The organism is Sorangium sp. So ce375 (genome assembly GCF_051473855.1).
Classification (GTDB): Bacteria; Myxococcota_A; Polyangia; order Polyangiales; family Polyangiaceae; genus Sorangium.
Map to the genome: position 1 here is coordinate 12783088 of NZ_CP150335.1, position 12233 is coordinate 12795320.

The 12233-nt window shown below is 73.9% G+C and carries 12 protein-coding genes; 7 read left to right on the forward strand and 5 right to left on the reverse strand.

The window, feature by feature from the left end:
* Positions 1–397 precede the first annotated feature (397 nt).
* A complete protein-coding gene (locus WME90_RS47560) occupies positions 398–1129 on the forward strand; it encodes a hypothetical protein (RefSeq protein ID WP_437278745.1) in 732 nt (243 codons plus the stop codon).
* Between the two features lie 78 nt (positions 1130–1207).
* On the opposite strand, the gene miaA is transcribed toward WME90_RS47560, so the two are convergent.
* Genes miaA through WME90_RS47575 form a run of 3 tightly spaced genes read right to left on the reverse strand, consistent with a single transcriptional unit; the run spans position 1208 to position 4757 of the window.
* Positions 1208–2149, reverse strand: coding sequence for a tRNA (adenosine(37)-N6)-dimethylallyltransferase MiaA (miaA, locus tag WME90_RS47565; protein WP_437278746.1), 942 nt, complete (start codon positions 2147–2149; stop codon positions 1208–1210).
* Positions 2146–4173 (reverse strand): DNA mismatch repair endonuclease MutL, encoded by a 2028-nt coding sequence (gene mutL, locus WME90_RS47570; RefSeq protein ID WP_437278747.1) that lies wholly within the window; start codon positions 4171–4173, stop codon positions 2146–2148. The genes miaA and mutL overlap by 4 nt, the downstream gene beginning before the upstream one ends.
* Positions 4170–4757: a hypothetical protein gene (locus WME90_RS47575; RefSeq protein WP_437278748.1), complete on the reverse strand. Its 588-nt coding sequence runs from the start codon at positions 4755–4757 to the stop codon at positions 4170–4172. Before WME90_RS47575 ends, mutL begins: the two co-directional genes overlap by 4 nt.
* Before the next feature lie 229 nt (positions 4758–4986).
* Between WME90_RS47575 and WME90_RS47580 the strand changes: the two genes are divergently transcribed.
* Together WME90_RS47580 and rsmI are read left to right on the forward strand one after the other, a co-directional pair.
* Positions 4987–6282, forward strand: a complete 1296-nt coding sequence (locus WME90_RS47580; protein ID WP_437278749.1) for an RNA polymerase factor sigma-32 — start codon at positions 4987–4989, stop codon at positions 6280–6282.
* A gap of 3 nt (positions 6283–6285) precedes the next feature.
* Entirely contained in the window at positions 6286–7164 is an 879-nt protein-coding gene (rsmI, locus tag WME90_RS47585) for a 16S rRNA (cytidine(1402)-2'-O)-methyltransferase (RefSeq protein WP_437278750.1), read from the forward strand.
* Between the two features lie 5 nt (positions 7165–7169).
* Here the strand turns inward: rsmI and WME90_RS47590 are convergent, their stop codons facing one another.
* Positions 7170–8330 (reverse strand): mannose-1-phosphate guanylyltransferase, encoded by a 1161-nt coding sequence (locus WME90_RS47590; RefSeq protein ID WP_437278751.1) that lies wholly within the window; start codon positions 8328–8330, stop codon positions 7170–7172.
* A 67-nt stretch (positions 8331–8397) separates the two neighbouring features.
* Complete coding sequence (locus WME90_RS47595; protein ID WP_437278752.1) at positions 8398–9222, reverse strand: undecaprenyl-diphosphate phosphatase; 825 nt, start codon at positions 9220–9222, stop codon at positions 8398–8400.
* A 190-nt stretch (positions 9223–9412) separates the two neighbouring features.
* Here WME90_RS47595 and WME90_RS47600 point away from each other — a divergent pair, with 190 nt between their 5' ends.
* The 4 genes from WME90_RS47600 to WME90_RS47615 are packed head-to-tail and all read left to right on the forward strand — an operon-like array spanning position 9413 to position 12207.
* Entirely contained in the window at positions 9413–9925 is a 513-nt protein-coding gene (locus WME90_RS47600; RefSeq protein WP_437278753.1) for an NADH-quinone oxidoreductase subunit A, read from the forward strand.
* Positions 9922–10470: an NADH-quinone oxidoreductase subunit NuoB gene (nuoB, locus tag WME90_RS47605; RefSeq protein WP_437278754.1), complete on the forward strand. Its 549-nt coding sequence runs from the start codon at positions 9922–9924 to the stop codon at positions 10468–10470. Before WME90_RS47600 ends, nuoB begins: the two co-directional genes overlap by 4 nt.
* A 25-nt stretch (positions 10471–10495) precedes the next feature.
* Positions 10496–11044 carry an NADH-quinone oxidoreductase subunit C gene (locus WME90_RS47610; RefSeq protein ID WP_437278755.1) on the forward strand — a complete coding sequence of 183 codons (549 nt, stop codon included), beginning with the start codon at positions 10496–10498 and terminating at the stop codon, positions 11042–11044.
* Positions 11041–12207, forward strand: coding sequence for an NADH-quinone oxidoreductase subunit D (locus tag WME90_RS47615; RefSeq protein ID WP_437278756.1), 1167 nt, complete (start codon positions 11041–11043; stop codon positions 12205–12207). The genes WME90_RS47610 and WME90_RS47615 overlap by 4 nt, the downstream gene beginning before the upstream one ends.
* The last annotated feature ends 26 nt before the right edge of the window (positions 12208–12233 follow it).

Genomic DNA, 12233 nt, shown 5'->3' on the forward strand with positions numbered 1-12233 from the left:
ACGCAATGGGGCGAGAAGAGCCCGCTCCATCGCCCGCTATCGCTCGACCTCGCTCGAGCGCGGCTGTCGGCCCGGAGCGGCGCCGTGGGCTGCGCGTATCGGCGCGGCGGGGGTGAGCCCACGAAGCGCCGCGCGCCGTGGCGTCGATCGTCGATCGCGCGCCGGTGACCCGCTGAGGCCTGCACCCCGCAACCGCGCTCGCCGAACGGCGGTTTCGAGGCCTCAGCGGCGCCGCCAGCGCGCGCGGACATGCCGTATCTGCGGGCGCTGTCCGCGCTTGCGGTGAGATCCGGGCCCGCGCGGCGGCTGGCACGCCGGGCGCTTAACGCGCCGCACATCGCCGGTTCGCCGGCCGCTCCCCGCGGCGCACAGCGGGGCGGAAGACCCCATGGAGCTCATGAGCAATTCCCTGAAGATCCCGGTGGCCGGCCCCGCGCCCGCGGGCTCCTCGACCAGGAGGCTCGGGTGGAGCACCCGAGCCGATTCCGGGCGGGCCCGATCGTTCGTCGCGCTGCGCGGGCGCATGCTCGCGAGCCCCAGCCTGGCCGGAGCTCTCCAGTTCATGCAGGTGACGACCCGCCCTTGGGAGCCCCACGAGCTCAGGGCGTGGCTCGCCGAGCACGTGATCGCGCCGGGGTGGATGAGACCCCCGCGCGCGGTGCGCGAGCCTGGCGCAGAGACCGTGGCGCTCCACGAGCTGGACGAGCGGCCCGAGGAGGTCGCGGCGCTCACCGAGGGCGCGCGCCGGCGCGTGGGGAGCGCGCTGCTCGACTTCGTGGCCCCCGACCCCGACGGCGCGTTCCTCCGCGCAGCGCTGTACAGCGCGCGCGTCCGCTGGTCTGTGACGGGCGTGGGCGACCGCGCAGGCTGGGTGCCGGCGCCGTGCGGGAGCGACTTCCTGAGCGACGTCGTGCTCAGCCTCTTCGCCGCGGCGATCCTCTCGGGTCCGGACATCTATCAGCGCCACATGACCGTCTGCGCGCGCTGCGGGCGCGTCGCGTTCTCCCAGGAGGTGCGGCCGTCCACCGCGGGCTGCCCGCGCTGCGACGGCGAGGTCCGGTGGCGCGCCTCCCAGGCCAGGACGGCCTGGCGCCCCGGCAGCGGCAGGAAGGGCGGCGAGGGCGCATGAGCGCCGGCCCCGCCGCGCCGCGCCGCGCCGGCGGCGGCGGGTTGGGTGCAATATGCCGTAATTATTCTATTTTTCGGATCATGAGAGCGCGACGTACGCGACCGCCTCGTCCCTCAGCCAGGTGCGCTGACGCCGCACGAAGGTCCGCGTGGCGCGCACGATGGCCGGCGCGAGCTCGCCGGCCGGCAGGCGCCCTTCCAGGTGCTCCCGCACCTGCCGGTAGCCGACCGAGCCCATCGCCCGCGCGTCGCCGTAGCCGCGGGAGAGCAGCGAGCGGACCTCCTCCACCCAGCCCTGCTCCAGCCACCCGGCGACGCGGGCCTCGATGCGGCGGTCGAGCTCGGCGCGGTCCCTGTGCACCGCGAGCAGGCGCGCCGCGTGCCGTCGCTCCCGGAAGCCGTGCTCCGCGTGCCACGCGCTCTGCGTCCGGCCCGAGCGCTCGTAGATCTCCAGCGCCCGGCTGACGCGCACGAGGTCGTTCGGCGCGAGCCGGGCCGCGCTCTCCGGATCCACCGCGGCGAGGCGCGCGTGGAGCGCGGCGCGCCCCTCGGCGTCGGCGATCTCGCGGTGGCGCGCGCGCACCTCGGGATCGGCGGGCGGCGCGGGCGACAGGCCGAAGACGAGCGCCTTCACCCAGAGGAACGTGCCGCCGCAGACGACGGGGACCCGGCCGCGGCCGCGGATGTCGTCGATCGCCGCCTCCGCGAGCTCCGCGAAGCGCTGGGCGTCGATCGCCTGCAGCGGATCGACCGCGTCGACAAGGTGGTGCGGCGCGCGCGCCCGCTCCGCGGTCGTCGGCTTCCCCGAGCCGAGGTCGAACTCCCGGTAGATCTGCACGCTGTCGGCGTTCACCACCTCGCCGCCGAGGCGCTCGGCGAGCCGGATGGCGAGCTCGGTCTTGCCGCTCGCCGTCGGGCCGACCACGACGAGCAGCTCGCCCGGCGCCGGCGGCGCGATCGTCTCCCACGACGGCGGCGCGGCGGTCGCGTCCGCGGCGAGCTCGTGCGCGGCCTCGATCACCGCCTCCCCACGCGGTGCTCCAGCTCCGGCCAGCCGACGCGCATCACGATGGGCCGGCCGTGCGGGCAGTGGCCGGCGAAGTCGACCTCGTCGAGCGCCGCGAGCAGCGCCCGCGCCTCCTCCGCGGCCACCGGGTCGCCCGCGCGCAGCGAGCCGTGGCAGGCCATCGTCGCCAGCGCGAGGTCCACCGCGCCCGAGAAGGCGCGCTCGCCCGAGTGGCTCAGCTCGTCCACGAGGTCGCGCACGAGGCGCTCGGGCGCCGCGCGGCGGAGGAGCGTCGGCACCGCGTGCACGGCGAGCTGCGCCGCGCCCGCGGGGCGCACGTCGAGCCCGAGCCGCGCGATCGCCTCCTGCGCCTCCTCGATGAGCGACACCTCCGCGGGGGCCGCCTGGACGATCACCGGGAAGAGCAGCTTCTGCGTCGCGACGTCGCGCCCGTCGTACGACGCGCGCAGCCGATGGAAGGTCACGCGCTCCGCCGCCGCGTGTTGATCGAGGAAGTAGATCCCGTCCGGCCCCTCGCACACGAAGAAGGTGTTGCGCACCTGGGCGAGGAAGCGCAGCGACCTCCAGGCGATCACGCGCTCGGCCGCGGCGAGCACCGGCCCGCTGCGCGTCGGTAGATCCGGATAGGGGGCGGGCGGCGACCCCGGCGCGGGCGCCGGCGGCACGTCCGGCCCGCCGCGCGCCGGTAGATCGAGCGCCGCCATGTCGGCCCACGCCCCGAGCTGCGCCTGCGGGTCTGGCCCGGTCGGCGCGGCCTGCGCGGCGTCCGCGCGCGCCGGCGGGGCCCCGCCGAGGTCGCCGCCGAGGCCCCACGGATCGGCCGGCGGCCCCTGCCGCTCGGCCGGCGCGCCCCCCGCGGTCGGCCCCGCGGCGGGGCCGCTCGACCAGACCCAGGCGTCTCCCGGCGGCGGCGCCGCGTCCTCGAAGAGCTTGCCCTTGCGGCCCTGGAAGCCGCCGGGGGCCGGCGCGGGCAGGCCGAAGGCCGCGGCCACCTGCGCGGCGACGATCTTGTAGAGCGCGTCGGCCACGGCGCGGCCGTCGGCGAAGCGGACCTCGGCCTTCTGAGGGTGGACGTTCACGTCCACGAGCTCGGCGGGCAGATCGATGAACACGGCGCCGATGGGGTACCGGCCCGGCTCGAGGACGCTGCCGTAGGCGAGCGCGATCGAGCGCGCGAGCGAGCGGTCGCGCACGTGCCGGCCGTTCACGAACATCCACAGCCAGCCGGCGCCCGAGCGGGCGCGCTCCGGCCGCGACACGAACGCCTCGACCGTGAGCGGCCCCCGCTGCCCGGCGCACGTCGCGAGCTCCTCGCCCGTGAGCATGGCCCGCGCCCGCTCCGCGCGGCTCGAGGCGCGCAGCCACTCCCGAGCGACCCGCCCGTCGCGCGAGAGGACCAGCGTCACGCCCGGCTCGCCGAGCGCGACCGCCTGCGCGATCTCGGTGACGTGCGCCGACTCCGTGCCGACGGCGCGCAGGAACTTGCGCCGCGCGGGGACGTTGTAGAAGAGGTCGCGCACCTCGACCACGGTGCCGGCGGCGCACCCGCAGGGGATGGCCTGCGCGGGGCCGCCGCCCTCGACGCGGATCTCCGTCCCCTCGGCCTCGCTGTCGCGCCGCGTCCGCAGCGAGAAGCGGCTCACCGAGGCGATGCTGGGGAGCGCCTCGCCGCGGAAGCCGAAGCTCTGGATGCTGCGGAGATCGTCGAGCCGGGCGATCTTGCTCGTCGCGTGGCGGAGCACCGCGAGCGAGGCGTCCTCGCGGCTCATCCCGCGCCCGTCGTCCGCGACGCGCACAAGGCCGACGCCGCCCCCCTCGATGTCGACGCGGATGCGGCGCGCGCCCGCGTCGAGCGCGTTCTCGACGAGCTCCTTCACGACGCTCGCCGGCCGCTCGACCACCTCGCCCGCCGCGATCTGGTTGGCGAGGTCATCCGGGAGGATGGCGACCCTCCGCTCCTCGACCAGGGCGGGGCTCGATCGAGGATCCGCGCCGGGGATCCTCTCTGCGGTGCTCATGGCTCGTCGCCGGGGTCGACCGTCCGGGCGACCGCCTGGAAGTACATCTTGGTGCGCTCCCGCGTCATCGCCAGCGCGGCGGAGCCCAGGACGGCCAGCTCGAAGATCACGAAGCGCACCCGCTCGGCGGTCCACCAGAGGGCGGGGTTCGTGAGGCCCGCGCGCTCGGGGATGTCCGGCGGAAGGAGCGCCCCCGCCTGCGCGAGCATGTCGATCCAGGCGCCGCGGACGCCCCGGGTGAGCACGTACTCGACCGCGGCGAAGGCCAGGTTGGCGCACAGGACCTGGAGCACGAAGCCGCGCGTGCCGGGCCGCCCGCCGAGCGCCAGCCCGCTCGCGACGACGAGCAGCCCGCCGAGGAGCAGCTTCCCGATGCTGAGGGGGAAGGAGACGTCCTGGTACAGGCTCAGCGCGCGCGCCTGGGCGGCTTCGAGCACGAGGAAGGTGAACTGGAACGGATCCCCCTGGTCGCGCGCTTGCTCGGCCACGGCCATGACGTCGGGCGCCATGCCGGCGCGCAGGTACATGGCCGTCCCGCACCCCGCCATGAAGCCGCGCACGCCGATGAGCCAGGTGAGCAGCATGGTGGCCACCAGGTACCAGGGGCGCAGCGAGCGCGGGCGCGGAGGGCGGTGCGAGTCCACGTGGAGAAGGCAGGCGTGTAGCACGTTCTCCGATCTCGCGCGCTGTCTTCCTTACCTGCGGATCTCGGAGCGGGTAGCCTCCGAATCGCGAAGCGCCCACGCGCCTGCGCGCCGGCACAGGTGGCGCGGTGCGGCGGGGCTGTACTAGAACTTCGAGGACGAGGTCCTGGTGGCGAAGAGCAAGAGCGAGCCGCGAGCGAAGCGAACGAAGGGGACCGGAGCGCCCCAGCCCGATGGGGTGGCGAAGGCGGGGTCCCAGGCCGGAGCGGAGGAGGAAGGCGCGGAGCTCCGGCCCGGCGCGGACGCGGCCCCCCGGCCCGCCGCGAAGCGCCGCGCGCGCTCCTCCGCGAAGGACGGCGGGCGCGCGCGCGGCGAGGCGCAGCCCGCGTCGAGCGAGGACGAGGGGCCGCGCGAGGACGACGACGAGGCGGACGGCGCCCCCGAGAGCGGCGCCGCGAGGACGGGCGACGTCGACGAGGGCGACGTCGTCGAGGTCGTCGGCGAGGTGATCGAAGACGCGAACCTCGATCTGAACGACATCGAGCTCCCGCGCTCCGCGCGGGCCAGCGGCGGCGAGGGCCGCGGCGAGGGCCGCGGCGGCGGGGACGTCGCGCTGTCGCGCACGGACCCGCTGCAGGCCTACCTGCGCGAGGTGCAGCGCCACGCGCTGCTCACGCCGGACGAGGAGAAGGAGCTGACGATCAAGTACACGAAGACGCAGGACGTCGCGACCGCCGCGCGGCTCGTGACGGCGAACCTGCGGCTCGTGGTCAAGCTCGCGTACGAGTACCGGCGCGCCTACAAGAACATCATGGACCTCATCCAGGAGGGGAACATCGGCCTGATGCAGGCCGTGAAGCGCTACGACCCGTACCGCGGCGTCAAGCTCTCCTCCTACGCGGCCTGGTGGATCCGCGCGTACATCCTCCGCTTCATCCTCAACAACTGGCGCCTCGTGAAGCTCGGCACGACGCAGGCGCAGCGGAAGCTCTTCTTCAACCTCAACAAGGAGAAGGCGAAGCTCTCGGCGATGGGCATCGAGCCCACGGCGGCGGAGATCGCGAAGCGCCTGTCGGTCGAGGAGAAGGAGGTGGTCGACATGGACCGCCGCCTCGCGAGCGGCGAGGCCTCGCTCGACGCCCCGGTCGGCGATCTCGAGGGCCGGACGATCCCGCGCGTCGAGCTGCTCGTCTCGTCGGGGGCGAGCCCGGACACCGCGTACGAGGCGAGCGAGATGGGCATGCTCGTCCACGATCGGCTCTCGAAGTTCCGCGAGACGCTGAAGGGCAAGGACGTGATCATCTTCGACAAGCGCATGGCCGCGGAGGATCCGCTCACGCTCCAGGAGCTCGGCAACGAGTTCGGCATCTCGCGCGAGCGCGTGCGCCAGCTCGAGGCGCGGCTCCAGTCCAAGCTGCGGACGTACCTCCAGGAGGAGCTCGGCGACGCCGTCGAGGCGGATTAGGCCTTGTCGAGCGGCGGCGAGCAGGGCGGCGCGAAGGGCCGCGGGTGCCTCTACGTGATGGCGACGCCGATCGGCAACCTCGGCGACATCACGCTGCGCGCGGTCGAGACGCTGCGCGGGGCGGACCGGATCCTCGCGGAGGACACGCGGCGGGCCCGGGCGCTCCTCGGCCACCTCGGCGTCTCGGGCAAGCCGGTCGACCGGTTCGACGCGCACGCCTCCGAGGCGGACGCGGCGCGCGCGGCCGCGCGGCTCGCAGAGGGCGAGTCGATCGCCTTCATGACGGACGCCGGCACGCCGGTCGTGAGCGATCCGGGGACCGCGCTCGTGCGCGCGGCCACCGAGGCCGGGGCGCGCGTCGTGGCGATCCCCGGGCCGAGCGCGGTGATGGTGGCGGTGAGCGTGTCGGGGCTGGTGACGGGTGGCTTCCGCTTCGTCGGGTTCCTGCCGCGCGGCGGGCGCGAGCGGCGCGAGGTGCTGGCGCTGGTCACGTCGACGCCCGAGGCGGTCGTGCTGTTCGAGTCGCCGCGGCGCTTCCGCGAGACGCTCGCCGAGCTCGCCGAGCGGATGCCCGGGCGGCGCGCCGTCGTCGCGCGCGAGCTGACCAAGGTGCACGAGGAGATCCTGAGCGGCAGCGTGGAGGAGCTCGCGGCGATCGAGCGCGAGTGGCTCGGGGAGATCACGCTCGTGCTCGCGCCCGCGGCGCCGGCCGCTCTTGGCGCGCGCCCGAGCGACGAGGAGCTCGACGCGCGCATCGATCGGGAGCTCGCCCAGGGGAGGCGGGCGAAGCACATCGCCGAGGAGCTCTCGGTGGAGCTCGGGCTACCGCGGCGGGAGATCTACGCGCGGGCGGTGGCGAGGCGCGAGCCGCCGCGCGAGTAGCGCGCTTACGTGTACCGGCCCTGCCCCCGCGCCTTCAGGGCGTCGACCGCGAGCTTCACCTCCTGGGCCCGATCGCGCGGGACGATGAGCAGCGCGTCGTCGGTCTCGACCACCACGAGCCCCTCCACACCGACGAGCGCGATCACCCGGCCATCGTCCGGCGCGGCGCGCGCGGCGCCCGCCGCGCGCGCGCGCAGATCGACCACGTGGTTGCCGTGCGCGTCGATCAGCACCGACCCCGCGGGCGCGCTGTTGCCCCGCTCGTCCTTGTCGGCGAGCTCCCAGGCGCTCTGCCAGCTGCCCACGTCGCTCCAGCCGAAATCGCCGGGCACCACGGCGAGGCCGCCCACGTGCTCCATCACGCCGTGATCGATGCTGACCGCCGGCAGGCGAGGGAACACCCGCAGGACGGCCTCCGCCTCGGCGCCCGGGCCCAGCGCGGCGGCGCCGTCGATCTCGTCGAGCCCCTCGGCGAGCGCCGGCAGGTGGGCGCGGATCGCCGCCAGCATGTCGCCCGCGCGGAAGATGAACATCCCCGCGTTCCAGAGGAAGCGGCCGCTCGCCACGAACTCCGCGGCGCGCTCGCGGCTCGGCTTCTCGACGAAGCGCCGCACGCGGCGGGGCTCCGCGGGCGCCGCGCCCTCCGCGCCGGCGGCCTCGTCCACCTCGATGTAGCCGAAGCCCGTCTCCGGGTGCGTCGGGCGCACGCCGATCGTCGTGATCGCGCCGCCCCGGGCCGAGGCGACCGCGGCCTCCAGCGCCTCGAGGAACCGCGGCACGTCGGCGATGTGGTGGTCGCTCGGGAGCACGACGACGACCGCCTCGGGGTCCTCGCGCGCGATGGTGGCGGCCGCCCAGCCGATGCACGGCGCCGTGTTGCGCGGCGCTGGCTCGACGAGCAGGCGCCGCTCGGAGATCTCCGGCAGCGCCGCGCGGGTGGGCGAGGCGAGGTGCTGGCCGGTCGCGATCCAGACGCGCTCCCAGCCGGCGCGCCCCCCGCGGGCGCACAGCGGGAGCACGCGGCGCGCCGTCGCTGCGAGGAGCGGCTCGCCGCCGAGCAGCGGCAAGAGCTGCTTCGGGCGCGCGGCGCGCGACGCCGGCCAGAAGCGCGTGCCCGCGCCGCCGGCGAGGATCAGGACATGGATGGAGGGGTCGGTCGGGGTCATCGGCGCTCCTCGGAGGTTTCGACGTCGAAGAGGGTCGCACGGTTGTGGTGCGTCCGCCGAGGGCCGCTCAGACGAGGCCGGGCAGCGCGCGCGCGTAGGCCACCATCGCGAGGCCGAGGGGGACGACCCACAGCGAGAGCGCCCCGGTGCGCCGCCGCTCGGCGAGGAAGTGGAGCGCGGCGGCCGCCGCGGCGGCGCTGAGGAAGGCCGCGAGCAGGCTCGACGTCACGGCGCCCGCTCCTGGCGCCGGGCCGTGGAACGCGCGCGCCTCGGCGAGCCCCGAGGCGAGCAGCGCGGGGATGCTGATCGCGAGCGCGAGCTCGACGGCGCGCGCGGGACGGACGCCGAGCCAGAGCAGCACGACGAGCGCCGCCCCGACCCGCGACGCGCCCGGCAGCGCCGCGACCCCGTGCGCCGCGCCTGCCGCGATCGTCCCGGCGAGCGACGGCGCGTCGGCCTCGTCGCGGCCGTCGCGCCGCGGAGCGAGCGCGGTGCTCGCGAGCGCCGCGCCGGTGGCGAGCAGGCCGAGCCCCACCGCGAGCGGCGCGTCCCGCCACGGCGCGGCGTGCGACCGGAGCGCCGCCGCGACGATCAGGCTCGCGGCGGCGCCGAGCGCGAGCCGCGCCGCGTCGCGCGCCGGCGGCGACGCCCTGAAGAGCGACGGCCTCGCGAGCGCCCGGGCGCCCTCGCCGAACGCACGAGAGAGCCTCTGCCGCACGGCGAGCGTGAGCGCCAAGGCCGCCCCGAGCGCCTGCGCCGCGCCGACCCAGGCGTCGCCCTCGGCCACGCGGAGCCAGAGCCGGGCCGCCGCGGCGTGCCCGCTGGCCGAGATGGGCAGCGCCTGCGCCGCCCCCTCCACGGCCGCGAGCACCGTCACGTCCACGAGACCCACGTCCGACCGATACCGCAGCCCGACGCGTCCTGTCGATCCCGAGCAGCGGCGCGCGGCGCGCGGCGCGCGGTACCAACGATGCCAGGGTCTGCCGGCTTGCCGCGGTTCAGCTTTTCACCTACATAATCCCCCTGGATTCGACCCCCTCTCGCCTGGGACGAGGGGGCCGAGCCGAGCGAGGTTCCGCCCGATGTTGATGGCCTACGCCAGCGTTGCCGCGTTCTTTCTGGTGGCGATCGGCTTCATGCTCGGCTCTCTGCTGTTCGGGAAGCTGCTGCGCCCCAACAACATGTACGCCGAGAAGATCGAGACGTACGAGTGCGGGGAGGCGCCTGTCGGGCCCGCGTGGTTCAACTTCAACCCGCGTTTTTACATCATCGCGCTCGTCTACATCATCTTCGACGTCGAGATAGCGTTCATCTACCCGGTCGCGGCGGTGTTCAGGCGCTGGGTGGACCAGGGCAGCGGGCTCTTCGCGCTGATCGAGATCTTCCTCTTCGTGGCCATCCTGATGCTCGGCTTCGCCTATGTCTGGGTGAAGGGCGACTTGAACTGGATCCGCGCCATCAAGGGAGATCCGCGCGGGGCTCAGAACGTGAGCAGCCGGGCCCGGCCGCGCGCTCCGCTCGCGGGCGAGCGCGAAGGCGCGCCGCCGGGCCTCCCGGGGCAGGCGGCGGTCGCCGAGGGAGGTGTCGAGTCATGACATCGAATCTGAACCTGATGGCCCCGCCCCGCGGGTGGGAGGCGAAGTACGAGAGCGACGGCGGCGGCGTCATCACGACGAGCGTCGATCAGACCGTCAACTGGCTGCTCAACTGGGGGCGGTCGAACAGCGTCTGGTACATGCTCTTCGGCCTCGCCTGCTGCGCCATCGAGCTCATGCAGACCGGCGGCCCCCGCGGCGATCTCGAGCGCTTCGGGGCCGCGCCGCGGCCGAGCCCCCGGTCGAGCGACCTGTTCATCATCGCGGGGACGCTGACCTACAAGATGGCGACCCGCGTGAGGCGCCTCTACGACCAGATGTCCGAGCCCCGCTTCGTCATCTCGATGGGCAGCTGCTCGAACTGCGGCGGCCTCTTCCAGTACGCCTACTCGGTCTGCAAGGGCGTGGATCAGATCATCCCGGTCGACGTCTACGTGCCCGGCTGCCCCCCGCGCCCCGAGGCGCTGCTCGAAGGGCTCCTGAAGATCCAGGAGAAGATCAAGAGCGAGCGCGCCCTCGGCCGCCGCGGCGCCACGGGCGGCTGAGCCCCTCTCCTCCCGCGCACCTGCCATGTCACCCGAAGAGATCTTCCAGGCGCTCCAGGCGAAGCTCGGCGAAGACGCGGTCTTCGACCTCCACCCCGTGTCCCCGAAGGATCGCGACGCCTGGTTCCAGGTCGCGCCCGCGAAGATCGAGCCCGTGTGCCGTCTCCTCCGCGAGGCGCCCGAGCTCGATTTCGATTACCTGGAGTGCATCACCGGGGTCGACTATCCCGATCTCAAGAAGATCGTCGTCGTCTATCACATCTACTCGTACGCGAAGAAGCACCGGGTCGTCCTCAAGGCGTTCCTCGACAGGGAGGGCCCGGCGGTGCCGACGCTCGTCGACGTGTGGTCGGCGGCGAACTGGCAGGAGCGGGAGTGCTTCGACCTGCTCGGCGTGCGCTTCGAGGGGCACCCGGATCTCCGCCGCCTGCTCCTGCCCGACGACTGGGAGGGGCACCCGCTCCGCAAGGACTGGCAGGAGAAGGCCGAGTACCACGGCATCCCGACGCAGCGGCCGAACCCCGTCGAGCTCTTCAAGATCAAGCTCCCGAAGAAGGACGCGGAGGCGTCATGAGCCAGGTCATCTTCAGCGTCGACCGCGGGGGCGCGGGCCCGGGCGCCGAGATGGACGACGAGATGACCCTCAACATGGGGCCTCATCACCCGTCGACCCACGGCGTGCTCCGCTTCGTCATCTCGACGGACGGCGAGATCATCCGGAAGGCGGTGCCGGACGTCGGCTACCTGCACCGGAGCATCGAGAAGATCGGCGAGCGCTGCACGTACAGCGGCTTCATGCCGTACACCGATCGCGTCGACTACATCGCGGCGATGTTCGCGAACGAGGCCTGGGCGAGCGCCTGCGAGAAGCTGATGGGCATCGAGGTGCCGAAGAGGGCGCAGTACCTCCGCGTCATCTCCTGCGAGCTCAACCGGATCGGGAGCCACATGATCGCGCTCGGCGCGATGGCGATGGACGTCGGCGCGGTCACCCCCTTTCCGTGGGCGCTGCGAGAGCGGGAGTACATCAACGACTTCATCGAGGAGCTGTGCGGCGCGCGGCTCACCTTCAATTACCACCGCATCGGCGGCGTCTCGTTCGACCTGCCGAAGGGGTGGGCCGACAAGGTGAGGTGCTGGCTCGACCGCTTCGAGCCGATCATGGTCGAGTTCGACCGGCTCGTCAGCCTGAACGACATCTTCATCAAGCGCCTCGCCAACGTCGCCGTGGTCACGGCCGAGGAGGCGAAGGACTGGGGTCTCGTCGGCCCCAACCTGCGCGCGTCCGGCGTGAAGTGGGATCTCCGCAAGGAGGACGCCTACTCGGTCTATCCGGAGCTCGAGTTCGACGTGCCCGTGGGCCGCGGGCGCTACGGGACGGTGGGAGACTGCTGGGACCGGTTCTACGTCCGGGTCGAGGAGTGCCGCGAGTCGGCGAAGATCCTCCGGCAGGCGCTCGACAAGATCGACGAGCACCCGGAGGACGACATCCTGGGCAAGCTGCCGAAGAAGATGAGGCCTGACGGGGAGGCCTACGCTCGCATCGAGAGCGCCCGCGGCGACATGGGCTGTTACGTCATCGGGCGGGGCGCGGAGGAGGCGTACCGGGCGCGGTTCCGGACAGGGAGCTTCACCGCGATGGCGATGATCGAGGCCAAGAGCCCCGGGCTGTTTTTGGCCGACCTCGTGGCGCTCATCGCGAGCTTCGACGTCGTGGCGCCCGAGATCGACCGATAGAGCGCCGGCCGAGCGCCGGCCGAGGG